Source organism: Thermogutta sp. (assembly GCF_014359955.1).
GTDB lineage: Bacteria > Planctomycetota > Planctomycetia > Pirellulales > Thermoguttaceae > Thermogutta.
In genome coordinates this window covers 1-1,827 of sequence record NZ_JACIYL010000848.1, presented here as the reverse complement: position 1 = coordinate 1,827, position 1,827 = coordinate 1, and the positions used below count along the sequence as shown (strand labels likewise).

Genomic DNA, 1,827 nt, shown 5'->3' with positions numbered 1-1,827 from the left:
GTGAGTCTGACCAGTCCCATTGAGGGCACCCAGACCAACCAGCGTGGTTTCCCGTTCGCACTCAACCTCAATCCGACGACGATTTTTCGCGTGCTGGAAGACCTCGTGGCATCGCTGGTTGCGCAGGGTATCCTCAAGATTGTCCTGCTCAACAGCCACGGGGGGAATGATCTCAAGCCGTTCCTCCGTGAAATGTACGGAAAGACCCCTGCGCACCTCTTCCTGTGCAACTGGTACACCGTGTTTCGGGACGTGTACCACCAAATCTTCCAACATCCCGATGACCATGCTGGCGAAATGGAAACATCACTCGCTCTCGCCTACTGGCCGGAGTTGGTTCTGCGGCGAGAGGACGGAAAGCTCGCTGCGGATGAGGGTCGGCCCCGCCCTTGCCGTTTTGAAGCGGTCAACCGCGGTTGGGTGAGCATCACTCGGCCGTGGCATCTTCTGACCACCAATGCCGGTGCCGGGTACCCCCACGAAGCGACCGCCGAGAAGGGACGCCGGGTCATGGAAGTCCTGGTAGAGCGTCTCGCGGCGTTTCTCGTGGAACTTTCTCAATCTCCCCTCGACGACACCTTCCCGTTCTAACGCATTCCCGGGAATCTGCACTGCGGTGTCGGTATAGAATAACTTCGAGGCCTGGGATTGTGAATCAGTGTTGAGGTTTACGCCGGCTCGCAGTGACGCGCAAACGCTGGTGTGAATCAACCGTCCCAAGGCCGTGCCCGGCGTGCCGACAAACTCCCGCCTGTCACGCTGGTCTCCGTTGGTGTGGGAATACGATGGATGCCCGGCCCTGGTTTTTTTGGTCGTGAGGACTTTGCCCACAATGTACGACAAGACCTTCCCCTCGACGGCTGTCATCTTGGTTCCCCACGGGACCCGGGAGCAGACTGGCGTTAACCAGAGTCTTGAACTCTGTGTAGAGGTTTTTCAGCACCTGGACAGAGAGTTCCAAAACCTGCCGCCGTTTTACGTTGGGTTCCTGGAGATTGCAAGCCCGGGCCTGGAAGAGATGCTAAGGCTCATTGTGCGAAGTGGCTTCCAAAACGTCATCGTCGTTCCCATTATGCTGTTTGACGCGGGGCACATCAAGAAAGACATTCCGGCTCTTGCACAACGAGTGATAGAGTCCTGCGCCAAGAAGCCAGTCACTATTTACATCACCTCAGCGTACGGAATGCGATGGAGACTTCTCGGGCTGGCCATGGAAAGGCAAAAGGAGGTGCTGACCGATGGCAAGTTGACGCCCGAGGAGACCGCCTACGTGATGGTTGCCCGGGGCACAAGCGACGAGGCGGCTCTTCGTCAAGTTGAAACAGTCTATAAGTTGATTGGGATGACTGCTTATGCCCACAGGAAGCTATGTTATTTTGCGGCGGCTGAGCCGCGGGTAGAAGACGTGCTGGAGGAAGTCGCGCAGCTCGACGGGATCCGCGGTGTTTTGGTCCAGCCTTATCTGTTGTGTGAAGGCTATTTGACGAATTATCTGCGTGACCTGCTCGAGCAGTCACGTCAAAAATGGCCGCACCTCCGATGGGTTCAGACGAATGTATTGTGGCCAAGCTCCTCCCTCGTCCACATTCTGGCGGAAAAGATTTCGGACGCACTCCTGGGTTCCCAACGGGATAAGCTTCCGCATGATGCCACGGTCCTGGTGGAGGGGGTCACGCCAACGAACAGCGGTGTCCCCTACCGAATCATTTCGCTGCCTTATTGAAGCTGGCCCTTCGGTGCGGTAGACACGCAGGAATCAACAGTTTCCGGCTTGGTGTTGAAGCGTTCCACGTCGCATCTGCTGGTGTAAAACCACGGCAATCTGTG

2 protein-coding genes are annotated in these 1,827 nt (G+C 56.9%); both read left to right on the top strand.

Annotated elements, in window-relative coordinates; translation table 11 throughout:
• Nucleotides 1-591: creatininase family protein (locus H5U08_RS17525; RefSeq protein WP_297036065.1), on the top strand; the 591-nt coding region annotated here is incomplete at its 5' end.
• A gap of 241 nt (nt 592-832) precedes the next feature.
• The gene (locus tag H5U08_RS17520; RefSeq protein ID WP_297036062.1) at nt 833-1,723 is read left to right on the top strand and encodes a CbiX/SirB N-terminal domain-containing protein; all 891 of its coding nucleotides are present in this window, start codon (nt 833-835) and stop codon (nt 1,721-1,723) included.
• Nucleotides 1,724-1,827 lie beyond the last annotated feature (104 nt).

Coding starts and splice junctions, on each gene's coding strand:
- H5U08_RS17520 (WP_297036062.1), top strand. CDS start 833: ATGTACGACAAGACCTTCCCCTCGACGGCTGTCATCTTGGTTCCCCAC.